This window comes from Candidatus Hinthialibacter antarcticus (assembly GCA_030765645.1).
GTDB lineage: Bacteria > Hinthialibacterota > Hinthialibacteria > Hinthialibacterales > Hinthialibacteraceae > Hinthialibacter > Hinthialibacter antarcticus.
This window is the reverse complement of record JAVCCE010000008.1, coordinates 1-23,649: the sequence shown is the minus strand read 5'-3', so window position 1 is coordinate 23,649 and position 23,649 is coordinate 1. Positions and strand designations below refer to the sequence as shown.

Annotated in this window: 21 protein-coding genes; 3 read left to right on the top strand and 18 right to left on the bottom strand. The window is 49.0% G+C overall.

What is annotated here, in order from left to right:
• Window positions 1–29: 29 nt before the first annotated feature.
• Window positions 30–812 carry a polyphenol oxidase family protein gene (locus P9L94_02320; protein MDP8242888.1) on the bottom strand — a complete coding sequence of 261 codons (783 nt, stop codon included), beginning with the start codon at window positions 810–812 and terminating at the stop codon, window positions 30–32.
• Between the two features lie 155 nt (window positions 813–967).
• Between P9L94_02320 and P9L94_02315 the strand changes: the two genes are divergently transcribed.
• A complete protein-coding gene (locus tag P9L94_02315) occupies window positions 968–2,086 on the top strand; it encodes a tetratricopeptide repeat protein (protein ID MDP8242887.1) in 1,119 nt (372 codons plus the stop codon).
• The gene (gene hpt / locus P9L94_02310; protein MDP8242886.1) at window positions 2,083–2,622 is read left to right on the top strand and encodes a hypoxanthine phosphoribosyltransferase; all 540 of its coding nucleotides are present in this window, start codon (window positions 2,083–2,085) and stop codon (window positions 2,620–2,622) included. Before P9L94_02315 ends, hpt begins: the two co-directional genes overlap by 4 nt.
• A gap of 1 nt (window position 2,623) precedes the next feature.
• On the opposite strand, the gene P9L94_02305 is transcribed toward hpt, so the two are convergent.
• From P9L94_02305 to P9L94_02230, 16 genes are all read right to left on the bottom strand, one after another.
• Window positions 2,624–3,118, bottom strand: a complete 495-nt coding sequence (locus tag P9L94_02305; GenBank protein ID MDP8242885.1) for a gamma-glutamylcyclotransferase family protein — start codon at window positions 3,116–3,118, stop codon at window positions 2,624–2,626.
• A gap of 56 nt (window positions 3,119–3,174) precedes the next feature.
• Window positions 3,175–5,160 (bottom strand): secretin N-terminal domain-containing protein, encoded by a 1,986-nt coding sequence (locus P9L94_02300; protein ID MDP8242884.1) that lies wholly within the window; start codon window positions 5,158–5,160, stop codon window positions 3,175–3,177.
• Window positions 5,161–5,215: 55 nt separating this feature from the next.
• Window positions 5,216–5,764 carry a hypothetical protein gene (locus tag P9L94_02295; GenBank protein MDP8242883.1) on the bottom strand — a complete coding sequence of 183 codons (549 nt, stop codon included), beginning with the start codon at window positions 5,762–5,764 and terminating at the stop codon, window positions 5,216–5,218.
• A gap of 2 nt (window positions 5,765–5,766) precedes the next feature.
• Window positions 5,767–6,414 carry a hypothetical protein gene (locus P9L94_02290; GenBank protein ID MDP8242882.1) on the bottom strand — a complete coding sequence of 216 codons (648 nt, stop codon included), beginning with the start codon at window positions 6,412–6,414 and terminating at the stop codon, window positions 5,767–5,769.
• A 42-nt stretch (window positions 6,415–6,456) separates the two neighbouring features.
• Window positions 6,457–8,103: a pilus assembly protein PilM gene (gene pilM, locus P9L94_02285; protein MDP8242881.1), complete on the bottom strand. Its 1,647-nt coding sequence runs from the start codon at window positions 8,101–8,103 to the stop codon at window positions 6,457–6,459.
• Window positions 8,104–8,119: 16 nt separating this feature from the next.
• Complete coding sequence (locus P9L94_02280) at window positions 8,120–9,394, bottom strand: type II secretion system protein GspK (protein ID MDP8242880.1); 1,275 nt, start codon at window positions 9,392–9,394, stop codon at window positions 8,120–8,122.
• Window positions 9,395–9,396: 2 nt separating this feature from the next.
• Window positions 9,397–10,416 (bottom strand): prepilin-type N-terminal cleavage/methylation domain-containing protein, encoded by a 1,020-nt coding sequence (locus P9L94_02275; protein ID MDP8242879.1) that lies wholly within the window; start codon window positions 10,414–10,416, stop codon window positions 9,397–9,399.
• Complete coding sequence (locus tag P9L94_02270) at window positions 10,416–10,934, bottom strand: type II secretion system protein (GenBank protein MDP8242878.1); 519 nt, start codon at window positions 10,932–10,934, stop codon at window positions 10,416–10,418. The genes P9L94_02275 and P9L94_02270 overlap by 1 nt, the downstream gene beginning before the upstream one ends.
• 13 nt (window positions 10,935–10,947) lie before the next feature.
• A complete protein-coding gene (locus P9L94_02265; GenBank protein MDP8242877.1) occupies window positions 10,948–11,583 on the bottom strand; it encodes a prepilin-type N-terminal cleavage/methylation domain-containing protein in 636 nt (211 codons plus the stop codon).
• Between the two features lie 17 nt (window positions 11,584–11,600).
• Complete coding sequence (gene gspG / locus P9L94_02260; protein ID MDP8242876.1) at window positions 11,601–12,029, bottom strand: type II secretion system major pseudopilin GspG; 429 nt, start codon at window positions 12,027–12,029, stop codon at window positions 11,601–11,603.
• A 66-nt stretch (window positions 12,030–12,095) separates the two neighbouring features.
• The gene (locus P9L94_02255; protein MDP8242875.1) at window positions 12,096–13,307 is read right to left on the bottom strand and encodes a type II secretion system F family protein; all 1,212 of its coding nucleotides are present in this window, start codon (window positions 13,305–13,307) and stop codon (window positions 12,096–12,098) included.
• A gap of 28 nt (window positions 13,308–13,335) precedes the next feature.
• Window positions 13,336–15,042, bottom strand: coding sequence for a GspE/PulE family protein (locus P9L94_02250; protein ID MDP8242874.1), 1,707 nt, complete (start codon window positions 15,040–15,042; stop codon window positions 13,336–13,338).
• 404 nt (window positions 15,043–15,446) lie between these two features.
• Window positions 15,447–16,466, bottom strand: a complete 1,020-nt coding sequence (locus P9L94_02245) for a MoxR family ATPase (GenBank protein MDP8242873.1) — start codon at window positions 16,464–16,466, stop codon at window positions 15,447–15,449.
• Between the two features lie 102 nt (window positions 16,467–16,568).
• Entirely contained in the window at window positions 16,569–16,964 is a 396-nt protein-coding gene (locus P9L94_02240) for a response regulator (GenBank protein MDP8242872.1), read from the bottom strand.
• Window positions 16,965–17,441: 477 nt separating this feature from the next.
• A complete protein-coding gene (locus tag P9L94_02235; GenBank protein ID MDP8242871.1) occupies window positions 17,442–19,067 on the bottom strand; it encodes a PAS domain-containing sensor histidine kinase in 1,626 nt (541 codons plus the stop codon).
• 661 nt (window positions 19,068–19,728) lie between these two features.
• Window positions 19,729–20,922, bottom strand: coding sequence for a VCBS repeat-containing protein (locus P9L94_02230; protein ID MDP8242870.1), 1,194 nt, complete (start codon window positions 20,920–20,922; stop codon window positions 19,729–19,731).
• Window positions 20,923–21,736: 814 nt separating this feature from the next.
• On the opposite strand from P9L94_02230, the gene P9L94_02225 reads away from it, so the two are divergent.
• Window positions 21,737–22,810 (top strand): lactonase family protein, encoded by a 1,074-nt coding sequence (locus P9L94_02225; GenBank protein ID MDP8242869.1) that lies wholly within the window; start codon window positions 21,737–21,739, stop codon window positions 22,808–22,810.
• A gap of 123 nt (window positions 22,811–22,933) precedes the next feature.
• On the opposite strand, the gene P9L94_02220 is transcribed toward P9L94_02225, so the two are convergent.
• Window positions 22,934–23,470, bottom strand: coding sequence for a DinB family protein (locus P9L94_02220; GenBank protein ID MDP8242868.1), 537 nt, complete (start codon window positions 23,468–23,470; stop codon window positions 22,934–22,936).
• Window positions 23,471–23,649 lie beyond the last annotated feature (179 nt).

Below are 23,649 nucleotides of genomic sequence, written 5' to 3'. Positions count from 1 at the left end.
TATAAGCCATTCCATTTTGCACTGCAACTTTATTTCTTCATAATAACGGCAAGGTTGTGGCCTTTTCCCTCGCCCTGGCGGCGGTATGAATAAAAGCGCTCATCGCCGACGGTGCATTCTTCCGACTCTTCAATGTTATCTTCAGGGACGCCTGCTTCAATCAGCTGATAGATGTTCAAGCCCTTTAAATCAATGCAGCGGCTCTTGGTATCAAAGCAATCATGATACTGGCACCAGCCGTCCATGAAGTACGCCCAGGTGTCTTCGCCGACTTCAAAATGATCGTAGGAGATGCCGGGGCCGATCCACACATTGATATCTTCCGGCTTGGTTCCGTATTCCTGCTGCATCCGCTCAATCGTTTTTTTGGCGATGGCCTTCAATGTGCCGCGCCATCCCGCGTGGGCCAGCGCAATCGCCTTGCCGTCCTTCGAAGCGAAAAACAACGGCAAACAATCAGCGACCAAAATCGAAAGAGGCGTTTCGGGATCAGCGGTCATCAAGCCGTCGCCTGTCCCGACCTGTCCGTCCGGCCCGTTGGCGCCCGCGCCGCGCTGCGCCTGAGTTACAGGAAACAACACATCGCTGTGTTCTTGATAGACATGGGTGAGATGGGCGCTCTCAACGCCGATCAAATCACACGCGCGTTTGCGCGCATTGCGGGCGTCTTCAACCGAACCGGTTTTAAAACTGACATTGTCGGTCAATTGGTTGCAGTCGTCCGGCCCGAAAAAGCCGTGAGTGATGGATGGGATGGAATTTAGTCGTTCCGATTGCAGTAAAAACATTAGGCGTCCTTTTTTTTGTCGCATTGACCTTACTCAAGCGCTTTCTCTGGCGCCAGCGCAGGGTCGAGGCTATGCTTGATTTCGACCAAATGATAGGATGACATTTTCGTATTGGGAACCGTTAGTGTATAGATATTTCAGGTTCTCTTCCTCCGTTCTGAAAGGACGAATACGAGCGTATGGCCCCGGACCAAACCAATCAGCCTTTTTTGAAATGGGCTGTGATCTTCAATATTCTACTCTTGCTGATTTGCGCATCATGCAGCCCGTCTCAGCAAAACGCTAGCGCGGTTGACGTTACCACGCTTGTGAAGGCTGGACAATATGATGAAGCCTCTGAAATTATCAGCAAAGCGTTAAGCGAAAACCCGCGCAATGTAGACTTACTCTATAACTTTGCGCTCATTCAACGCCTGACAGGCGACTATACGGAAGCGCGCCGCAACGCTGTACGCGCTTTGGAACTCTCACCCGGCGACGATGACGTATTGCTGCTGTTAGCCGAGTTGGGCATTCTCGAAAGCCAAGCCAAGCCCGCCTGGGACCGCCTCAACCAAATGTCGGCGTCGGCCCGTAACCGGCCCCGCGCTTTATACCTTTCCAGCATGATCCAAATGCAGATGAGTTCCCTGGATGAAGCCGAGGGTTCATTGCGAAAGGCCATATCGCTCGGGGACGTCAGTCCATTGACGAAAGCGATGCTGGCCTACATCAAAATTCAAAAAGGCCAGATTGAAGAAGGCAAAGCCTATTTAGCCGAATCCGAATCCGCCTCTGAAAAAAGCGACGACGCCATCCGCCAAATCGCTGAATGCCATTTGGAACTAGGCCAAGCGCAAAATGCGTTGACTATGGCGAAACAACTGTCGCCCGAAACCAAACGCGACGCCAATTTATGGGCGCTGATCGGTCGCGCTCAATTAACCGTACTCGATTTTGGTGAAGCGGAAAGCGCATTTACCCGCGCCCTGGTTTGCCCCAACACCAGCCCCTGGCATCGCGCGCAATATGCGGAGATGCTGTTCGCCGCCCAACGCGAAGACGAAGCGCTCACCCAAGCGCAGTCGGCGGAAGAAGGACTACTCACAAGCGGAACGCCCATCCAGGACCCATCGCTCTATAATTTGCTGGCAACGCTATATGCGCGAAAAGACCAAATGCTGCCAGCCCATAAATATTTGCAGCTATCTTTGAGCATCGCCCCGAACCAACCCAAGGTGAAAGAATTGCTCAAATACTTCATACAAGGCTCCGCACCAAGTCACGATGAAATCCCTTCTGTAACGCCGGAACCATGATCCCAAAAATCGAATCAATTGTTATATCCGAAGATCAGATACAACAAAAAGTCCGTGAATTGGCCCAACAGATTCAAGAGGATTTTGTCGGCGATCCTTTAATCGTGATTTCCGTATTAAAAGGTGGGTTTATATTTCACGCCGACTTGATCCGGGCGCTTTCTCTGGATATTGAAACCGGCTTTCTCTCGCTTTCCAGTTATCAGGGAGAAACGCAACCGCAAAGCAAAATTGTTGAAACAAGCCTGCCGTTGCCGAATTTAACGGGGAAAAATGTTTTGTTGCTCGAAGACATTTACGATACGGGCGCCAGCATGGCCTATGCGTATCAACGGTGTCTGCGTGAACAACCGAAAACGCTAAAAACGTGCGTATTCTTAATTAAAGAGGGGGTTGAACGTAAAGCCGAAGCGCCGATTGACTATTCCGGCTTTACCATTCCAAATCTATTTGTGGTCGGGTATGGGCTTGATTATCAGGAACGCTACCGCCAACTGCCCTACATTGCGGTTCCTTGCTTGAATGAAAACCAATAATTCAAACGCAAGTCGGTTGGTTTGAGAGCCAGGATAAAAAGCGCTGCGAACATCCGTGGCGCTTCGCCGCTTGGACCAACTGATGTAAATACCCATCATGCGGACGCAAGCCTTGCGCGGTTTTATCCGGCCAAGCCGCATACGTAAACGCCGAAACCCCGCAGCCATTTTGACGATGGACCCGCACCGGCTTTCGGTAATACTTCAAATCATCCACTCCCACATACGCATCAAGCGCATCAATGGCGTCGGTTGAAATTTCATACAATACGCCTTCGACCGATGCGCCCGGCGTCGGAACAATGTTCGCAAGCCCCCGACATTCAAAAATAAAATCGTGGTCTTCGAGAACATTGAACAACAGACAGTAATCAGGCAACGTCACCGTCTCGGATGAAATACAAGCCACATGACGCGGATCAAGCCGGATGGCATCCAGACGTACGCAATAGGCGAAATAAAACGCCCGCTCCTCACTGCTGCGAGTATCTCCCATTTTGTATCACTCAGTATCGCCGATTGATACCCGGCGGAATCACAAAAAGCGCGTCCTTATTTTTTGCGCTTCATGCGTACAACGCCTTCATCCATTTGCTCTTCAAGAGAAGGCGTTTTTTCTTTGGTTTGGGCTTTCCCCGATGGGACGTCGTCAATATTTTCTAATGCGTCCAAAATCGCTTGCTGCTCGTTGTCTTCCTCATTACTCCAGTCGATATAGGAATCATCAACATCGGTTTCAAGAAATCCGGTCGCGCCGCTGTTGCGAAGGTTTTTCAATCGCTCGACGTTATCCACTTGGGCAAAGTCGTATGGGTCGTCGATGTTCACCAGTCGCGGCGTGATGAATACCAGTAATTTTTGCTTTTCGCTTTGTTTGTTCTTATTGCTGAACAAACCGCCGATGATTGGAATACTGCTTAATATAGGTACGCCGGATCGCGACTCGGAACTGCTGCGGTTAATGATCCCGCCCAATACGACCGTACGACCTGACTTCACCGTCGCGCTGGTATCTATAAACGAACCGTCAACTGCGAGGCTGTCGCCTAAGTTGGCCAGTTCAACGCGACGGGCGCGCGTATCTTCAATATTGATGTACATTTCGATATAGCCCGCTTCGCTGGCGTAAACTTCCAAATTGATGGTCGTACCAACATTGCGAAACTGTTGCGTGTAAAAATCGTTCCCGCTTCCGCCAAAGAAGGAATTTTGTTGGCGAGTTGCAAAGGGTTCTTGTGAACCTAAATTAAAGGAACCAATGCCGCCGTCTTGAATTAATAAGCGCGGACTGGCAATCACTTCCGCCTTCTCACGGCTGACCATCATGTCAATTTGAAAACGATACGTCCCTTTGTTTACGTCAAGCAGCGTCAAACCGCCGCTTGAAGTCGATAAAAATGGATTAAAACTGGAAAAGACCGAATCGGTTGTGGATCCAACTCCTGGTGAACCGGGATCGCCGCCTGCGCCGATGTCGGTTCCAAAATCTGACTTGGTGCCGAAACTGAATGACTTATCGTTGCTGATCTGCACGATATCGGCTTCCACATAAACCTGTTGAGTCGCGATATCCAACTGTTCAATCAAGTCGGTTATCTGATCGAGAATGCTGGGGATGTCCTGCACAATCAATCGCGATGTGCGCGGGTCAAAATCAATGTAACCGTTCTCGCTTAATAATGTTTCGATAATCGGCAACACATCATCAGGCAACGCAAATGCCAACGGAATCACGCGGATATCCACCGCAACGTCGAGTTGCTCAATGATCGCCTGCGCCGCGTCAAGACGGTCGCGCGTGTCTTTGATGATGATAAGGTTGTTGCGAATATCAACGAACAATTCGCCTTCGATGGTGTTAATAACGCCCTGTAACTGATCGGCGATTTCTTGCGCATTGCCGTAACGGATTGGAAATACCCGCATCTCAGTCCGTACGTCAAGTTGCTGAATCATCTGTTCGATCGCTTCAACCACTTCCGGCGTATCGGTCACAATAATTTTTTGTGAATCAGGATCAATAATGATCTGGCCGCTTGCACTTTTCAGGTTGCCGATGGCGTCTTGCAGCTGCGTGACATCGACAAATCGCGGCGAAAATGTCCGACTCACCAATTCAACGAGAGGTTGAGTCGCTTGTTTAATTTTTTCTACCGTATCAACATACACAACGCCGGAATCATTAACGGTGTGATCTAGACCAATCGGCGGCAGCACCGTATCTAGCACCTGGCGAATGGTCGGGTTCATTAAATTAAAGGTGACGTTTTTCTTAATACTGTCGCCTTTCACAATCTGAACGCCGCTCTCGCTCTGCAATAGACCAATGAGAAAATCCAGGTCTTGATTGACCATCTGCACAGGGCCTTGGATTTGATAATCGAGGCCGGTCCCGCCTTGTTGTTCCGGGGCGGCGTTTTGGTTGCCGGCTGGCGCGGCGGGTTCTGCTGGTTTTGTATCTTGCGCAATTGCCAATGACGCCGTCATCAACAACGCGAGCCCCAACATCATCATTGCTCTCTGGTGAATGCCCTTCAATGGTCTGCTCCTTTGCCCCATAACAATCGTCTGATTTGTTTGATCGAGTCTTTGCTTACTTCTTCTTTGGCGCTTGTTCAGAAATCCAGCGAACCGTGCCGGAATCAACGTGCTGTACTTTCACGCTAAACGGCGCCGCTGTGTTTTGGTAGTCCGCTTTGCATTCTAAAATTTTAAAATTACCAATCACCTGGTCTTCAATAATATCGCCAGGGCGCACCATGCGCTGTTCTTTGTCGTAGCCCAGCAAGATGCACATGTTCCGCGCTGCGAACTCAACCATAAACCCGCGCCCGGGAACGATCGGCGTCGGCTCCGGCGGCGGCAAGGGCGTCGCGGTTGGAAACGGCACCGGCGTCGCGAGAGGCGTAAACGCGTTCGTCTGCCCAAAGGCAAACAAAATATCGTTGCGCTGCCGCTCTTTTTGTTGGTCTTCTTTATTTTTGATTTCTTCTTGATCCGGTTCGTTGCGTCTAATTTCTTCTAACGGGTCTGTTTGTTCATAGAGATAATGCTTCACTTCAAATCCCAACAAAAACGCCGTCCCGACCAACGTGAGAAAAAGAAGCGTGTATGACAAAACGGCTTTGGTTCCTTGCTTCATGATTAACTCCGTTTCTTTTTAGGCGCCTCGCCTTTTTTATATTCGACTAGCCGCGAGATTTGCAAATCGACGGTCAACAGTCCTTTGCTCATATCAAAGTTTAACGTTTCGCGACGGCGCGGCGGGTCGCCCCGGTCGGTAATTTGATTGGTAATACTGCATTCTTTGACTTCCATGACTTCGGATTGCTCTTCAAGCCGATACAACAATTGACCGAGTTGATCAGGCGTACACTCTAAGTTATCAATACTGATCGAAACGATTTTAAATTCGTCGTCGCGTTCGGGATCGCGGCTCTGAATGTTGTCATACGCGTCCTGCAATCCAAGTTGTTCAAAAATTTGCGTAACTTGCTGGCGAATCTGTAACTCTTGTTCGGAGTCTAACATTTCGTTGAATTGCGCTTCGTTTTCTTTGCCGTTCAAGCCGAGCGTTAATTCAGACATCATGGCGTTGTATCGCGACTCGATGCCAGGCTTGAGGGCCATAACGTCCTGCATCGCGGTAATGGCTTCTTTTTTTTCGTCTACGTCGCTTTGCAGCAAGACGGTGCTTAAATCAATATTTTGATAGAGATAGGGAGCGCCAAAAACAAGCCCCAAAAATATGACGGCAATTGCAAGAAATTTCTCTGATTTCGGTCGGGCCATTTCTGCCTTCCTTTAAACGGGGCGAACTAATTCACGCCCGTGTCAGTTTCGATCTTCTTCCCAGCGCAACATACAGTTGAACTGAAATTCGCGCACAGTCATTTTATTGCGCCCAAGTTCTAATTCTTTATTCTGAGTACGCGAGTTGTGAACGCTAATAAAAAAGCGCTCGCCGCCCGGGTTAGGGCGCAAATCTTGCAGCGCTTTTTGAATCTGCTGGACTTCGTTTTCGGTTTCGACCTGCCCGGTGATTTCTAACGTCCCGCGCTTTTTGAAAGTGACATTGTAAAGCCAAATTCGTTGAGGCAACGCCTCTAACATTTGTTGAAGAACCACCAGGCATGATTGTTCGATGTCAAGATAATGTTCAACGTCGCCAATTTTTTTACGCATCTTCTGGACAGCCGAAGTCTCTTTCACCAAATTGCCGTGGTAGCCATTCACTTCCGACATGACTTTATATTGCTCATGCCATTTCAAATATCCGGCAGAGCCCAACAGCATGAAAATCATAAAGAACATCACCGCGACGTTCTTACGGAACGAAGACGTCTGGCGTTGTTTTCTCGCTTGCACCATCGCCTCAGGCAGGATATTGAGCGGGTCGTCGCCTTTCCGCAATGCGCGCAACGCCAACCCGGCGGAGGTCGCCAATACGGTCGCGTGATATTCGTCGCTCGCCGGAATCGAACCATTTAAGGCGGGTTCAATCGCGGCGTTGGTTTTCATTTTTGTAGTCAGGCCCCGAGGAGGCCCGGCGGGAAAGTATCCCGCCCCGCCGCATAGAATCATCTTATCGACTTTGGCGGCGCCCTCTTCGCACATATACGCGCTCATGGAACGCATCAGTTCTAACGCCAGATGATCGACCCACTGCGTAAAGTGCTCTTTTTCACGAGGGTTCAACGCCCCCGCCGCCGTCACGCGCCCCTGCAGGTCTTTCCAGGTTCTTGCGCCAGCGAAACCGTCGAGTAAGCGCTGCTCCGTCACGGGCAAGCTGCGGCTGTAGAGCAACCGCTTGTTGTGTACCACGGCGAGCGTAACCGACGACCGCCCAAAGTTCACCAGCGCAGAGGTTTCCGTTTCCGGCATGGTGCGCCCGTAGGCTTCCGCATCCGCCACTACATTCAGATGAATCATGTCGATATCGATCTTTAATGCGTGGCACATTTCGACGTACGGTTCAATTTCCGAGGTCGGGGCGCACACCATCATCACGCGCGACTCATGCTCACTGCTCTGATCAATAATTTCAAACGCGAGTTCTAAATCATCAATGGGAAACGGCACATGCCGCTCCACATCGTAATACAACATTTCGCGCAATTCTTCCGTTCGGCTTGAAGGTAAAGTCACATAGCGAATCGAAGCCCGTTCGCGGGGAAACCCGAGCGCAATCCGGCCTTCGAGTTTTCCATGTTGTTTCAAGGCTTCTTTTAACGCTTCCTGTTGCCGGGCGTGCAGCTCTTCCGGGTACTCAGCGCCGTTCGCTTCAGGAACGTGCTCGACGGTCGCTTTGCGGAAATCAATCTTGCCTTCATCATCGCCGCCCAACGTGACAATTTTCACCGAAAAGCGTCCGATGTCGATGCCGGTTGCATAGCGTTTTCCGCGCCCCAATTTTTGCGTCGAGGTGCTGCGCGTTTTGGCTTTTTGTTTTGTACGTGAACTTCGCGGCGCTCTCGCCATGTCCTCTCCTATAATTCTATAGATACCGTTGAATTCGTTGTTTCGCGTCAAAGATCGGTTCAAACATGCGCACCTGTAATTGCACTTGCTCTAAATCTTCGATCTTGTCTGTATCAAGACCAAACACCGGCAATTGGTCCCACGGCACAAAGTCACGACCGATAATCGCCCGATACCCTTTTTCGATGCCTTCATATTCAGCGAGGCACTCCACTGAAAATGCTTTGGTCGCGATGGTGAATATCCCGGCGCCGAATTGCGTGACTAATTCTTCCGTCATGCCGTCGGCTTCGGTGTAATGAACGTCGTCCAAGTCGCTATTGTCAATCGTCTTCAACACATTATCGTCTTTGGTATAGAGCGTATTGTCGCGGCCGTTGCGATAATCGACCCACTCCTGCGCCACATGCTCGGCGTCTTCTCCAAGCGGCATGTACAACAATGATTCCAACACTTCCTGCTTGACGGTATTGAGGTTCACCGTATCGCTATAGATGGTGATGAAATGGATCAACCCCAAATATTCGCCGCGACGCAGACGTTGTCTCCGCCCGCGCCCCTGGCTTTTCTGTTCTTCCGGTTCAACTGTTCCATAAATAATTCCCGGCGTCATACCAGGGATCAACAAAAGTTCATCAATGCTATCAATCGGTGAATTCTTCATAATGACCGATGGAACGTCTTTATCTCTGGAACGGCGCCCGGTGTTATAGAAAGAGGTTTCATCCGCACCATCGCGACCATACCCCTGCTCACCGGTATCAGTCGGAATGGTATCAGCGTCGCGCCAATCCATAATCGCCGCCGCCAGGCTTTGCGACTGTTTTTCTTGAACGCCCGTCATCTCTAACAGATGGGCGATCATTTCGATTGTTGTTTTTTGATTATTAATGGGAAATTTAGCAGACTCGTCTTCAATCTTAACAAAATAATAACCCGCTTTGTCTCCGTTCTCATAGAACATTACGTCTTCTAATAATTCGGGGCTGTCCGCCCAAACTTCGGTTCCGCCGTCATATAAATAAATGTCATCATCCATAAAGCGAAACATGGTTTCTTGAATATTTTCGGCGCTATCTTTGATGCGGTCTTCACGCAATAGAATCACCGCCTGCTGCAATCCCGCTTTGGCGATTGAATCGACCACCGCCGCGTCGCGCTGAAAACCCGCCATCTTTAATTCTAAATTGACTTGACGTAAATACGACAACGATACGACCGATAGTACGAGGATGACCCATAACGTGATGACCAACACAATGCCGCGTTCGTTTCGTGATTTCGTATTCATATTTATATCCCCGCTGACGGCGTCTCAGGCCGTGGGAACGCGGTGGGCACAGGAAGCGACGGCGCCTTCGCGTTTTGTCCAGGAGCGCCCACGCCAGGAAGAGGCGCCCCGCGCTCAACGCTCATTGCGCCCTTACGACCACGCATGTTTCCTGACCCGATTTCAACCGAGCCGGTCACAGTATCGCCGTTTGCTAGTTCTAAAGTAATTTCAGTAATTAATGGAGGGCCTTTCTCGTTAAATTGCAAATCGCGGTTCGCATTAAAATTGGGGCTATTGGGTGAAATGCGAAAATTGGTTATGACCTCTTCCGAACTCCAAGAAGTCTTCCATCCCTCGCCATCGGTAAAACGAAGCCGCAATCCCGTCACGCCAGTCGCCAGCGTATAACGTCTGCCAATCAGCCCCGCTTCGCCAATAAACATTTCAAGCGGAGGCTCTTCATCAGAACGTATTTCACGGAAACGAAGATTCTGACCGCCGTACATACTCACATAGCCGCCAAGTTTCGTCTGGAACACTTGTTGAAAATACCAACTGGCCTGCTTCACAACCAATAATGAACGAACAACTTCAAGGTATAAAATTTGATTTTCTTGATCGACGGCAATACGGCATTCCTGTAAGTCAAACGGTGGATTTTGATTTAACTGATAAATTTTACGCACAAATAAAACATTTTGCCCTGCTCCGAGAAAGCGAATCTTCCCGGGGTCTCTTTCCCTGACCATGCGTGTGTTTTCCAACGCCATCAAAACTTCCGGCGACATCGTCCGATACTGATCGCCCGGCTGCCAGAATGAAGATTGCGATAAAGAAAACTGCAACTCCTCCATCACTTTTCGCAGCCCAATACGAGCGGACTGATACTGCTGCATACTTTTTTGTCCACGGTCATACGCATCGACGCCCACCCGCACGGCGGCGAATACGCTGCCCATCACGATGGTCATTAGCGTCATGCCCAGCATTAATTCAAGCAGGGTAAAACCATGCGTACGTATTCTGGCGCGACCTATCATCAGCGCCCTCCCCGTGAGCCGCGTTGCGACCCCCGCCCTGCTGAATCGCTCGACCGTCGGCTGCCAACGCTAGGAACGCCGCCTAAAATCAACTCGTCATTGATCCGCGCGCGCGGCACCATGGATTTCAACACAAAGCCGCCTTCGATATCGCGTGAGCGACGGCGGCGGCGCCGCGTAGCGCCATCACCCCAAGTCGTTGAAACGGTGATAACATAGGCGTCAAGTTTCCGGTCGTGTTCCACCCAAGCCGTCCAGGTAAATTTCGCCGAGCCGGGTTGGCTGTAATTGCCGCGAAACTCACCAAGTTCTGGATTAAACTTGCTGTTGTATATTGCTTTAAACTCATTTAATTTTGCTTCGGTCAGATAAATGGCTTTTGTGATGTCCTGTACGGATCGCGTGGCGCTCATGGCATTTTGCAACGAACGCATCAATACCGTCCCCGAAATGGCGAGTATGGTCATCGCCGCCAGGACTTCAATCAAAACGTATGCGCGTTCGTTTCTTTTCATCATGCCTTCTTAACGCTTACAAATACGGCCCGTCATATTCGCCTTGATAAAACGCCGAGCCGTCTTGCTCTGTATAACCGGAATGCGTTCTAATCGCTCCGGTGACAGGGTCGAGTTTAATAAACACCCGTTGCTCATCTTCGCGATGATTGCCCAAGCGCAATAACGTCACATACGACGCATCAGCCGAGCCGTCCGGGTAAAAATAAATTTCGCCTTCACCGCGCTTGACTTCATCATCCTCAGAGACCTTGTAGACAAATTCAAAGATGAAGCCTTCCGGCAACTTGGCTTCCGTCGCTTTTTCTTCCCGCACCCGGTCTCGACTGCTTCGAGTAGATGACCTGCGCCGCGAGTTGTTGCGGCGTGATTTTGAGCGGTAATGGCGCCGTTCTTCTTGTTGTTCAACCGGCACCCAAAACTTGTTCTCATCCACATCAAGCACAACACGGATGGGCGTACGTTCCAACACGGCGCGTTGCTGCGCATACCGCAATGTGTTGGTAAATTCACCCGACGCGCGTTGCAGTTCGGAGCGTTCATACAATTGACGAAAACTGGGGGCGCCGACCGCTGTAATCAATAACACCAGCGAAATGGCAACCACCAATTCAATTAACGTAAACCCAGCGTTCGTCGTTTTCATATTCATTTTGAAAGACTGGTTCCTTACTCGTCGTCTTCCCAGTTACCGAGATCGTCTTCGGTGCCCGATTGACCGTCGGGGCCAGTGGTAAACAGGTCAAAGTTGATGCCTTGATCGCCGGGGTAACTATATTGATAGTCGTTGCCCCACGGGTCGCGGAAATTCTTTTTTGAGAGAAACGGCTTCGTCCAACCATCGACGCCGCCGGGGTCTTCGACGAGAGCCTGCAATCCCTGGTCGGATGAGGGATATTGGCCAATAGTGATCTCATACATGTTTAGCGCAGTGCTCATCGTCTCGATATCTTGCCGGGCGCGGGTAATCTTCGCCTTTTGGGTCTGACCGCCGATATTGACCAAGACGGCGCCTGCCAGAATTCCGATGATGGTAACCACGAGCAAGAGTTCCACCAGGGTAAATGCGTTTTGTTTGTTCCTATTGTCTGCGTTCATTCCGATTCCTCCGAGATACAAATATGAGTTATGTTTCCCTATGCCGGTATCCGGCTTGACTTTTGTTTACAAGTTTTGGCTGATCGAAAAGATCGGCATAATCATCGCGAATACAATAAAACCAACAATCACCGCCATGATGACGATCATCATGGGTTCAATAATGGTTGTGATGGTTTTAATGACGCGGTCGGTTTCGTTTTCAAACGCATCCGCCACGCGCTGCAACGTAATTTCCATGCTGCCGGTTTCTTCTCCGACCGCAACCATGTTGACAGCAACCGGCGGAAACAAACCGCTCTCCGACATTCGCGATGATAATTTTTCACCTTCTTTGATGCGCTCTTTAAATTCGGCGATATCTTCTTTCAATACCTGATTGCTAATAACCCGTTCGGTGATATCCAGCGCTTTCAAAATCGCAACGCCGTTGCTCAACAGCGTGCCCAGCGTTCGACCAAACTTTGCGATTTCCCGCTTGCGAATCAAATCGCCCAACAGCGGGATGGCCAGTTTCACTTTGTCAAATTGCAAGCGCCCTGCGGACGTTTTTATATACTGGCGAAAGAGAATAATCGCCGGGATCAACGCAAAGGGCACCAACCACCAATAGGCGCTGATGAACCCGCTGAACCCAAGAAGCAATTGCGTTGACATGGGCAGGTCAATTTCCATGTCTTCAAACATCGTCTTAAAATTCGGGACAACCACCAAAAACAAAACGGTGATAACGCCGATGCAAACAAACACCATAAACGCCGGGTATGTCATCGCCGAGATAACGCGGCTGCGGGTTTCTAACTCGTTTTCTAAAAATTCGGCCAGACGCTCCATCACCTGATCGAGCATCCCGCCCGCCTCGCCGGCGCTAATCATGCTTGCGTAGAGCGTACTGAAGACTTTGGGATATTTATTTAACGCTTCCGAAAACGGCGTCCCCCCGGAGACATCTGATTCAACCGCTTTCAAAATTTCTAATAGTTTGGGATTCGACGTTTGTTGACGAATAACTCCCAGGCAGCGCACCAGTGGAAGCCCCGCATGTAACAAGTCGCTCATCTGGCGGCTGAAGGTGGTCACGTCGGCGGAAGAAACGCCCCACAAGGCGCTGAACGAAATTTCTTTATTCAGCCCTTTGCCGCCGCGTTGCTCAACGACAGTCAGCGGGAACACCTGCATTTTTTGCAGCTGACTAATGACCAGTTTGCGGTTGTCGGCTTCGAGCGTACCTTCGACCACTTCACCAGATAATTTCTTTGCTTTGTAACGATACTTCATGCTGTTTACGTCCTTTTATGAAATGCTCTTACCACTCTTGAGTCACGCGGATCAATTCTTCAACGGTTGATTCGCCTTGCTGCACTTTCTCTAACGCGCTCATGCGCAGCGTTTTCAGGCCTTCTTTTAACGCCATTTGCTTGATCTTGCTGGCGGGGACCCGCTCGACCGTCAATTCACGCAGGTCTTCCGTCATTTCAAAAATTTCATAGATCGCTGTCCGACCTCGGTAGCCCAGAAATTTGCAATCCTCGCAGCCGCGACCATGATAAAATTTCATGTCCTTATATTGTTCATCCAATAGCCCCAAACCGCGCAGCATATCGTGTTCAGGAAAACACTCTTCCTTACAACGCTGGCAAACGCGCCGCATCAAGCGTTGCGCGACGACGCCGATGACCGACGACGAAACCAGGTACGGTTCGACCTTCATATCAATCAGTCGCGTAATCGCGCCGGGTGCGTCGTTGGTGTGAAGCGTAGTAAAAACTAAGTGCCCGGTTAGCGCAGCCTGGATGGCGATTTCCGCCGTTTCGTGGTCGCGGGTTTCACCCACCAGGATGATGTCGGGATCCTGCCGCAAGAACGAGCGCAAGACGCTCGCAAAGGTCAACCCGATTTTCGACGTTACCTGGACTTGGACGATGCCCTTCAAGTGATATTCGATCGGTTCCTCAATGGTGAGGATTTTCACGTCCATTTTGTTGAGTTTGGACAAAGTCGCGTAGAGCGTGGTGGTTTTACCGCTTCCCGTCGGGCCTGTAACCAGGATAATTCCGTGCGGTTTGGTAATGAGGTTTTCAAAGCGCTCAAGGGAATATTCATCAAAGCCGAGTTGTTTCAAATCGAAGATGGTGCTGTCACGGTTCAAAATACGAATAACGATGCTCTCGCCGTACGGCGTCGGAATCGTCGACACGCGGAGGTCAAACTCCGTATTGCCCGTTCGAATGTTGATTCGCCCATCCTGCGGCAAGCGTTTTTCAGCGATGTTCATGTCCGACATAATTTTGATACGCGAGATGACCGCTGCCTGGTAGCGCCGGATCGAGGGAGGAACCACCGCTTCATAGAGCAAACCATCAATCCGGTAACGAATGCGGAGTTCTTCTTCAAACGGTTCGATGTGAATATCGGTTGCGCGGTCAGAAACCGCTTCCATCATAATCTGGTTCACAAACCGGATAATTGAGGCGTCTTCGCTGAGCTCTTCAATGTTGCCGTCGCCGAACTCTTCCTCTTCAACAGGGCGCCCGTCTTCTTCGAGCAGGCTGTCCATGGTATCGGCGCCGATGCCGTAATATTTTTTGATGGCGGCGATGATGTCGTCGCTGGGCGCGAGCAACGGCTCAATGTTGCATTTCAAAAGCAACCGTAAATCGTCTAGCGCGTTAAAATTGAGCGGGTCGCCGGTAGCGATGCGCAATGTGTCGCCGCGCCGCTCAACCGGGATAATATTAAACCGGTGGACAAAGCGGATTGGGACTTCCTGCAAAACCTCCGGGGGTAGTTCAATGTTTTTGATTTCGATTGATTCCATCCCCAGATGTTGCGATAACGCATCCAGCATCTGGGTTTCATCGACCATTCCATTATCGACCAACACGGTATCGAGGTTTTTGCCCGTCTTTTCTTGAATGGCAATCGCACGATTAATGTCGTCCGTTTCGATCATATTTAGTGACCGAAGCAACTCACCATACCGTCGTCCGATAGTACCGGGATTATTCGTCATCTCAGGAAAAGCCTCCTCAAACACGCTTCAACTATTTTCTACAGTGATTCTTATATGCAAACAGGCTGCCAAGATTCAGCGGCAGCAAAACAACTCACAAGAAAACCACTTAACACACTAATAACAAACCACTTAGGCAATGAAGCCTTGATGGATTATATATTATATCAAATAGAATATAACCTATAGGAACCGTGAAAATCCCAGGCGAACCCGGGTTTTCACGGTTGACCGCGACGGGAATGAGAGTGACATGTGAGCCTAAGAGGTTTGAAAAAAGACCTGTGGAAAGCAAAAAGTTGATTTCGCCAAAGTAGTATCTATAAAATACGGAGCGCGCGTGTCCACACGCGCATCATAAAGACGCCCCTGTAGACAGGGGCGCTCCAGTTCACAATTACATTTTAGTGCTTCACGCCGTCAATAATTTCCTTGATGATGTCATGTATGCTGACGCGGTCAGCCTCGGCGCGATAATTCGTCATGATGCGATGCCGCAATGTTGGGTCGGCGACAGCCCGTACGTCTTCGTGCGCGACGCTATAACGCCCGGCGAGAATGGCCCTCACCTTGCCTGCCAAAATCAGATATTGTGAAGCGCGAGGCCCCGCTCCCCATGAAATGTAACGGTCAACCGTTTCAACAGAATCCTGACCTTGTTGACGGGGACGGGTCGCTTTGACGATTTCGACGGCATAGCGGACCACATCATCCGAGGCGGGGGCGCGACGCACTAAATCTTGAATTTGTAGAATATCTTCGCCGCTCAACACTTTTTGAGGTTCAGCATGGTAAGCGGATGTTGTGTTCTTGACGATTTCAATTTCCTCGTCAGTGCTTGGATAGTCAATATTGATCTGGAACATAAAGCGGTCTAACTGCGCTTCGGGCAATGGATAGGTACCCTCTTGCTCGATGGGGTTCTGAGTGGCTAGAACAAAAAACGGCGGTTCAATCGGGTAATCAACGCCGCCGACCGTCACGCGCTTTTCTTGCATCGCCTCAAGCAGGGCGGCTTGCGTCTTGGGAGGCGTTCGGTTGATCTCATCCGCCAATATGATATTGGCAAAAAGCGGGCCTTTGATAAAACGAAACGCCCGCTCTCCCGTCGAGCGGTCTTCCTGCATGACCTCAGTACCCGTAATATCAGAGGGCATAAGATCGGGCGTAAATTGAATGCGCCTAAAATCTAAATCGAGAATATCAGAAAACGTACGGATCAAAGTCGTCTTGGCCAAGCCGGGGACGCCAACTAACAGCGCATGCCCCCCTGCGAAAAGACAGATCAACAATTCTTCAATGACGGCCTTTTGCCCAACGATTTCTTTCGCAATTTCATTTGAAATGCGCTCTTTGCTGTCATGGATGCGCTTGATTGCATCGACATCGCTTGGAGCGCTTACGGTTTGTGGTTCGGTTGTCATTCCAGATCCTTCACCGCAGTCGCGGCTGCATTGGAGAGTACTCGCCGCGTAACATAGGGTCAAGACAATGCCAGAGAAACGGGCCTTCAGTCAAATCGAATCTTATTCCATTTTGAAACAGTCGCGAATCGCAGCGGCGACTTGCTCAAACTGATACGGTTTTGATAAAAAAGAGACGGCGCCTGAACGTACCAGTTTTTCCACTCTCTTATTGTCAACATAACCGCTGCAAACCAATATCTTCATATCTGACCTTTTTGAGCGGATGTAATCCATAACCTCTAAGCCAGAGCGTTTCGGTAGAGATAAATCAAGAATGACTAAGTCAACTTCATCTATGTTCTTGTCAAAGAGTTCACAAGCAGCCAGTCCGTCTTTCGCAGCCAGCATTGTATGTCCGGCTTCACCTAATACCTCACAAACAGTTTCTCGGATAACGATTTCATCTTCAACAAACAGAATCGTTTTTAGTTCAGTCGGCAAGAAAGAATCAATCAAAGGAGGCTCGTCCTTTATCACTTATGACCGCTAGGGTTAAATTCAAATACGATTAATCAAAATTGTGCTATAAAAGCAACACGAATGAATTAGGTTTCAATCATTTCATAATTATACAGGTAATTTTATTTATACGCCGTGAAATGCTAAAAAAACGACTAAAAAAGAGTTGTCACTTGTTCTGTATAAATGATATAGTTTGAAAAGAAACAAGCGTCGTTCTACATAACATTTGCATTGCGTTTTAAATTGAGGAAGGCAAAAAAATGAGATGGATGAAGCAGTTAAAGATATTCCCGTCCAGTCAACTCTCCCAAACAGGCAACCCGTTTGGAATCCAAAGTGAATTGCCCGTCTTAGAAGTCCCACGTTCCATCCAAGTTCGATTGTCTCCTGTCACCAATGAGACAGGAAACCTATACATAACCCAAACCTCTATACGAAAAACACGACGACCTCTCTAGGCAAAACAACAAATCAAAAAATTATCCGAAACATTGAACCGCATCCGACTTGGCTCTCAATTTCTAACTTATATCCCAACAGGTTTGACAATGACTGGCAGATTGCCAACCCCAATCCTGTACCATTATATTTTCTTGCCGTGCCGGTTTCGCCCTGCTGAAATGCAGTGAAGATTGTCTCGAGGCGGCCCGCAGGGATTCCGACGCCGGTATCGCGGACTTCCAATTGAATGGGGTGTCCCGACAAAGGCGAGGTAGAAAGCATAATACTGACCCGCCCATTATTCGTAAACTTAAACGCATTGCTTACCAGGTTCTGCACAATTTGTATTAACTTCATTTCGTCCGTCTTTAAATACACAGGTTCATTTGGAACATCGAGAAAAAATTCAATATTTTTCTTTTGAAACTGATAGTCAAATTGCTGAGCGATATTTTTAAGAAGTTCAACAATATTCACAACACGAATATCCGTTCGGGCTTTTCCCGTTTGAATTTTCGAGAGATCAAGAACATCGTTGATTAATCCTAAAAGGTGAACGCCATTTTCTGAGATTCGTTCCAGGAACTCTGAACAATGCTCATTCCGACCGCATTGAGGCCGTTTGAGCAACAGGTTCGTAAATCCGATGATTGAATTCAGCGGCGTACGCAATTCGTGGCTCATCGCGGCTAAAAATTCACTCTTCGCGCAATCTGCCGCCTCTGCGTCTTCTTTCGCATTTCGCAGCAGCGTTTCGAGTTTCTTTCGCGCAGTCACATCTTGAGTGACGCCAATCATGCGTAATGGCTCGCCGTTCGTTCCCCATTCGGTCACCCGGCCTCGGGCAAAGACCCAGACCCATTGGCCATCTTTGCTCTTCATCCGGTATTCCGCTTCATACAATTCATTCGACCACGGTTGGTGATTGATAGACAAACGCCGATGGATTTCGGGTAAATCGTCAGGATGCACCCGCGAAGACCATTCACTTACATTGTTGGTCAGTTCATGTAACTCATATCCCAAAATTGACGCCCATTGGTCATTGAAGATAGATTGATCTGATTGAACGCTCCAATCCCACATCCCCAACTCGGCGCTTTTCAACACCAACTCAAGGCGCTCTTCTTTGTGGCGTAATTGCTCTTCTATAATTTTCTGGTCAGTGATGTCAATCAAAACACCGCTGTACACAATTTCATTTTCGCTCACTTGAATAGGCTTTGACACGCCTCTCCACCAGCGGATAATGCCGTCTTTGAGAATAAAACGACCTTCAAATGACCAGTCGGATTTATTTTCAGACGCCTCTTTCATGCTTTCCGCCCAACCAAGCATATCGTCAGGATGAATGGGCAAACGGCGCCAATCTTCAATCAGTTCTTCAGGTGTAACTCCATAATAATCAAAGCAATGAGGACTAACGAAGTAATAACCGCACTCCCCATTCGCGCGTTCATACCATTGGTAGAGAACACCGGGGAAATTTTCCGACATGGTCTGCATGACCGGTTCAATGCTTTTTTCTGGATGGACGATATGAAGTTTGGGTTGCGGAGGTTGTGATTCGAGCAAATGAATACGCTGGCGAAGAGCATGATTTTCGCTAAGTAACTCTTCGCGGCTTTTGCTTGTATCGGCGCTTGCTGGTTTCATCGCTGGAACCCACTTTGATATATAACCAGAATCATAGCAATGAACATACCAACACCAGAAACAAACTTTCAACAAAGAAACATTGCTTTTTCAGTAGGTTATGCAGCAGTAATTAGCAGGTTGAAAATTCTCATAATGTAAAAAAATAGAAAAATCTTATTTTGATAAAAGAATGTAAAATTCTGCAACAACGAAACACTATGTTATTGCAGTAAAAAACAAGTAGACTGTAGGCCTGAAACTATGGAGTGATGGGTAAATTTGAAGTGGAAAATCTCATCAGGTAAAATGAAAGGCGGTCATCGAAGGGGATGGTGCAACCCAAGATAGTGCATCTCAGGCCGTCCGCCTAACGTCCGAAACGTTCCTCGATCAACCGCCAGAGAATATTGTAGCAGGATTACACGGTTAAAAAACAGATTTATGGTTCTTCCGTTAATTGGATGCTTTTTTATACATTGAATTGGGATTTTGCTGCATGTGGCATGGGTACAACTCTGCTCGCTTCAGTGCGGGTTTTCAGGCCCTTATGCACAGGCGCTCCCAGAGTTCCACCCAAGCCTGGTTGGTTTATCAATTTTTGAAATGCCGGAGCCTGTTTCTGAATCAAAATTATGGCCATCCATCAATGTAAGTACTCACTTACCGGATGCCCCATTTTTTATTTGGTTTGGTTCATCCACACTTCTAGTTTTGTTCCATCGTGGGTTTGAAGGCGCACGATGTCATAATCGCCGTCGCCGTCGATGTCGCCTGCTTGTCCGTTATAGATTCCTTCATTTGTTAGCGTCTGTTTGGTCCAAGTTTTGTTGTCGCCTTGGTTAATCAACAAATAAACAGGGAACGAAGTCAGTTCGAGGGCTTTGGCGCGGTTCATGTTGATTCCCGTCAGCACGTCTTGGTCGCCGTCGTTGTCAAAATCGAAAATCTGTAAGGTATGTGCGGATGACAAATCTTTGACTAAAACGTGTTCGGTCCATGGGCCTTTTTTGGGGTCTTTCGCACTGTAATAGGCGACCGGATAACCGCTGCGTTCTGAATGGGAGATAAACACTTCGGCGCGTCCGTCGCCGTCGATGTCACGGCAGAAATTTTTGGTGGCGTTGCGCGACCAATCGCCGTCTTGGGTGTGCCAACGCGGATTGATCTCGTGGATCGTCCACTCGGCTTCGAGATTGCCGCCGGGGCTTTCGAGCCAATAGCCGTCGGCGGCAATGTCGTTGTCGCCGTCTCCGTCGATGTCGCCTGCGTCCATGCCTTCATGCAGATTTGCGACTTTAATTTTCTGCACCGTCGTCCATTTATCAGGAGAATCCTGGCGAAACACTGTCAGCGTGTTGGTGACGAACACAGTCGAGCAGAGATCGAGTTTGCCGTCTTGATTAAAGTCGATCAGGTTTAAATCTTTGATGAAGGCGGGGGCGCCGCCGATTTTGTGCGCTTTCCAGGAAGGGTTTTCATACCAATAGACTGTTGATGGGGCGCTGCCTTCATCCCACTCGCCGGGGTGCGCGACGCCGATAATATCAATGTCGCCGTCGCCGTCGATGTCGCCTGCTTCAAGGTCGCCGCTGGCGAACGTTCCGTCGTTGGGCGCGGTTTCTGCGATGATATGACGCTGCCATTGTTTGCCGCCGTCAGTGGCTTCGAGCCAACCCAGCCACCCGCCGCGTGCGTTGTTGTTCTGTAAAGCGATGTCGAGCAGCCCGTCATTGTTAATATCAGCGAATGCGCGCGCCCACCACATTTCGGCGTTATCGTCGATGGAGTGGACTTCAAATGAAACGGGTGGTTTGTCGGCTGCAAATGTGGTCAAGGCGAAAATCAGGCAGATGGGTATGAGGATTTGTTTCATGACGCTCTCCAAAAGTCGAATAAAAATAAAAATCAAATCGAGATATTAGTATTGAATATTGTAGCGGGGCGCGTCTAGTGGGGGACGAGGAAAACGAAAAAAGCCGAACCGAATCGTTAAACGGGTTCGGCTTTTTCATCAAATATGATTCGCAATCTATTCCGGTATTTCCGGCAGTTGGATGATGACGTTTTTGTTGGGCGCCTCCACTTGTTCCAGCGTGAATATTGGTTCGCTATGACCGGGAAGAAAGATGTTCAAATCAAATTTTTCGCCTTTGGTTCATGTATCTATACGGAGTTGCAGCCAACCTATCACAAAAAAACGTGCTTCCGTAACTTGGATACTTTTTTTATTTTGCTGCATTTGGCATGGGCGCAACTCTGCTCGCTTCAGTGCGGGCTTTCAGGCCCTTGTGCACAGGCGCTCACAGAGTTGCATCCATGCCTGAATTGGTTTGTCATTTATTGATAGGTCGGGATATATTTTCGGAATCAAAATCATGCTCATCCATCAATGTCGGTCCTTATTTACCGGATAAACGAAAAAAAATCAATTCACAATGGGCAAGCGTATTTTTCTGGCGAAGGATTCGTTATGATGGAGACGCAAAGCCGCTCCAACTAATCCCCTGCGGCTTTGTTTTGTTTGTGTTTATCTGATAGAGAAGAATCATAGTAAACTGAATTATCAAAAAAATGGATGATAAATGGAGCCAATTATGACCACTTATTCCCGACGCGCCTTTGTTGCTCACACTGCTGGAGCGGCGCTTGTATCCACGCTGCCTACGTTTGCCGTTGAGGAGAAAGCAATGAAATCTCTGCTCTTCGTTGGGATGTATACCTCAAACGACGCCAAGGGCGTGCATGTGTTTGGCGTGGATGAAGACTGTACGTCGTTTACGCAACTGGCGGTGGGCGAAGCGGTGAATCCATCCTATCTGGCGGTGCATCCCAATAAAAAATTTGTTTATGCCGTGAATGAAGTCGGCGAATTTGAAGGCGAAAAAGGCGGTGGGTTGACGGCGTTTTCGTTGGACGCAAAAAGCGGCGCGATGACGGCGCTCAATCATCAACCCACCCGGGGCGGTGCTCCTTGTTACGTCAGCATTGACACAACGGGCCAATGGGCGATGGTCGCGAATTATTCGGGCGGCAACATCTGTTCGTACCCGATTGAAGCCGATGGACGATTGGGCGAGCCGGTTTCGGCGATTCAACATGAAGGCTCCAGCGTGAATCCGGGGCGGCAAAAAGGCCCGCACGCGCATTGCATTTATATATCGCCAGACAACCAATTCGCTTATGTTTGCGACTTGGGCATCGACAAAGTGATGATCTATAAAATTGACCAGAAGACCGGCGCCTTAACGGCGAATGATCCGCCGTTTGCAAAATTAAAGCCCGGCGCCGGGCCGCGCCATATTGATTTTCATCCGAACGGCAAGGCGGCGTTTGTGATTAACGAGTTGGATTCGACGATCACGGTTTTTCATTTTGACGCCAAAAGCGGAGCGTTGCATCCGTTAAATTCTATATCCACTTTGCCGGATGACTTTAACGGCAACAATTCCTGCGCGGATATTCATGTCTCAAGCGACGGCAAGTTTGTGTATGGTTCTAACCGGGGACACAACAGCATCGCGGTCTATTCATACAATGAAGCAAAGAGTGAATTGACGCTGATTCAACACCAATCGACGATGGGCAAGACGCCGCGCAACTTTGTGATTGATCCTTCAGGGCGTTTCTTGTTAGCGGCGAACCAGGACAGCAACTCCGTGGTGGTATTTTCAATCGACCAACAAAGCGGCAAACTCAAGCCGACAGGCGCGACGTTTGAGGCGCATAAACCCGTTTGCCTGAAATTTATGACGCTGGGTTAAATGCTGGATTCAATAATGAAATACCGCAGGGGTTGGGTTTCGCTTGTCTTCGTCGCGGCTTATTGCCGCTGACTACGAAAGCCGCTGCACCCAATCCCCTGCGGCATTTATAGAATCGGCTTCTTATTCTGGTAGCGTCATTCCATATAATTGGAATGTATTGACAGGCTTGCCCTGCAATTTGAGATAGTAAAATAATTGGCCTTTGTGTTGGACTAAGTGGTTAATCATTGAAAGCAATTGCAGGCCGAGTTTGACTTCGGTCGGGTCCCAGGGGGCGGTGACGAGCCGGGTATCAATATCTTCTTCGCTGACCGAATTCAGCATGTCATACGCGAGCTGTTTGTCTTGCGCTAACAATTGCTTGGCTGCGGCGACGCTTTCGACGGTCGCCATTGTTTCTGCGGGCGGCAGCATATTCTCGCCGGACATTTTGCTTGGATCAAAATCTTCCGGCATGCCCCAGTCGCCTGTCACGAAGCCTTTCATACACATCCCGCATGATTCGGTGATATGTTTCAGCAGTTGCCCGGTGGTCATCCAATTTTCGCCTTGAGACGGCTTCCAGGATAAATCTTCATCGCCGACGATGTCGATGAGGACGTTTGCACATCGGTACGCGTTCTCAATTTCGTTTGTGAGTAGTTCTTTCCACGTCATCGTTTTCTCCTTCGATTTTAGAAGTGAACATAATTACACTTCAAGAAGAGGGGATTGTCAATGGAAAATATGGTTCTTCCGGTATTTGGATACTTTATCACAAATTGAATTGCGTTTTTTTGACGCTTTTTCGTAAATTCTTGATCTTTCGCTGTATCAGGCATGGGTCCAACTCTGCT

What these genes read in the sequence shown, in the direction of transcription:
- P9L94_02245 (MDP8242873.1), bottom strand. Translation starts at nt 16,466, where the DNA reads ATGACAACCGAACCACAAACCGTAAGCGCTCCAAGCGATGTCGATGCA.
- P9L94_02320 (MDP8242888.1), bottom strand. Translation starts at nt 812, where the DNA reads ATGCGACAAAAAAAAGGACGCCTAATGTTTTTACTGCAATCGGAACGA.
- P9L94_02265 (MDP8242877.1), bottom strand. Translation starts at nt 11,583, where the DNA reads ATGAATATGAAAACGACGAACGCTGGGTTTACGTTAATTGAATTGGTG.
- P9L94_02305 (MDP8242885.1), bottom strand. Translation starts at nt 3,118, where the DNA reads ATGGGAGATACTCGCAGCAGTGAGGAGCGGGCGTTTTATTTCGCCTAT.
- hpt (MDP8242886.1), top strand. Translation starts at nt 2,083, where the DNA reads ATGATCCCAAAAATCGAATCAATTGTTATATCCGAAGATCAGATACAA.
- P9L94_02275 (MDP8242879.1), bottom strand. Translation starts at nt 10,416, where the DNA reads ATGATAGGTCGCGCCAGAATACGTACGCATGGTTTTACCCTGCTTGAA.
- P9L94_02280 (MDP8242880.1), bottom strand. Translation starts at nt 9,394, where the DNA reads ATGAATACGAAATCACGAAACGAACGCGGCATTGTGTTGGTCATCACG.
- P9L94_02255 (MDP8242875.1), bottom strand. Translation starts at nt 13,307, where the DNA reads ATGAAGTATCGTTACAAAGCAAAGAAATTATCTGGTGAAGTGGTCGAA.
- P9L94_02235 (MDP8242871.1), bottom strand. Translation starts at nt 19,067, where the DNA reads ATGAAACCAGCAAGCGCCGATACAAGCAAAAGCCGCGAAGAGTTACTT.
- P9L94_02270 (MDP8242878.1), bottom strand. Translation starts at nt 10,934, where the DNA reads ATGATGAAAAGAAACGAACGCGCATACGTTTTGATTGAAGTCCTGGCG.
- P9L94_02220 (MDP8242868.1), bottom strand. Translation starts at nt 23,470, where the DNA reads ATGACGTGGAAAGAACTACTCACAAACGAAATTGAGAACGCGTACCGA.
- P9L94_02295 (MDP8242883.1), bottom strand. Translation starts at nt 5,764, where the DNA reads ATGAAGCAAGGAACCAAAGCCGTTTTGTCATACACGCTTCTTTTTCTC.
- P9L94_02315 (MDP8242887.1), top strand. Translation starts at nt 968, where the DNA reads ATGGCCCCGGACCAAACCAATCAGCCTTTTTTGAAATGGGCTGTGATC.
- gspG (MDP8242876.1), bottom strand. Translation starts at nt 12,029, where the DNA reads ATGAACGCAGACAATAGGAACAAACAAAACGCATTTACCCTGGTGGAA.
- P9L94_02230 (MDP8242870.1), bottom strand. Translation starts at nt 20,922, where the DNA reads ATGAAACAAATCCTCATACCCATCTGCCTGATTTTCGCCTTGACCACA.
- P9L94_02225 (MDP8242869.1), top strand. Translation starts at nt 21,737, where the DNA reads ATGAAATCTCTGCTCTTCGTTGGGATGTATACCTCAAACGACGCCAAG.
- P9L94_02290 (MDP8242882.1), bottom strand. Translation starts at nt 6,414, where the DNA reads ATGGCCCGACCGAAATCAGAGAAATTTCTTGCAATTGCCGTCATATTT.
- pilM (MDP8242881.1), bottom strand. Translation starts at nt 8,103, where the DNA reads ATGGCGAGAGCGCCGCGAAGTTCACGTACAAAACAAAAAGCCAAAACG.
- P9L94_02250 (MDP8242874.1), bottom strand. Translation starts at nt 15,042, where the DNA reads ATGACGAATAATCCCGGTACTATCGGACGACGGTATGGTGAGTTGCTT.